Source organism: Kocuria sp. NBRC 114282 (assembly GCF_030268385.1).
In the GTDB taxonomy this organism is placed as follows: domain Bacteria; phylum Actinomycetota; class Actinomycetes; order Actinomycetales; family Micrococcaceae; genus Kocuria; species Kocuria palustris.
This window is the reverse complement of sequence record NZ_BSQO01000031.1, coordinates 1-574: the sequence shown is the minus strand read 5'-3', so window position 1 is coordinate 574 and position 574 is coordinate 1. Positions and strand designations below refer to the sequence as shown.

Genomic DNA, 574 nt, shown 5'->3' with positions numbered 1-574 from the left:
GGGACTGCCGCACGAACAGGTGACAGTTGGGGTGTCAGGCCGCGAGGCTCACGGCGGGGTTCATGATGGTCTCGTATTCGATGGGGGTCAATCGACCCAGACGGGCCTGTCGGCGACGGCGGTGGTAGGTACGTTCGATCCAGGTGATGATCGCGATCCGGAGCTCGTCGCGGGTCCGCCACCGCTTCCGGTCCAGGACGTTCTTCTGGAGCAGTGCGAAGAACGATTCCATCGCGGCGTTATCGCCGGCAGCGCCGACCTGGCCCATGGATCCGATGAGGTGGTGACGGTTCAGGGCGTGCACGAATTTCCGTGACCGGAACTGAGACCCACGGTCCGAATGCACGATGCAACCAGCGACGTCACCGCGGCGGGAAGCGGCGTTGTCCAGGGCGTTCACCGCCAGTCGCGCCTTCATACGGTCGCTGATCGAGTAGCCAACGATCCGGCCGGAGAACACATCTTTGATGGCGCAGAGGTAGAGCTTTCCCTCGTCGGTCCAGTGCTCTGTGATGTCGGTCAGCCACAGTTCGTTGACGTCATCGGCGGAGAAGTCCCGCTTCACGAGATCGTC

At 62.9% G+C, this 574-nt stretch carries 1 protein-coding gene; it reads right to left on the bottom strand.

Going from position 1 to position 574, the window contains the following annotated elements:
- Positions 1–34: 34 nt before the first annotated feature.
- The coding region (locus QSJ40_RS12595) for an IS3 family transposase (RefSeq protein WP_285731349.1) at positions 35–574 on the bottom strand (540 nt) is incomplete at its 5' end.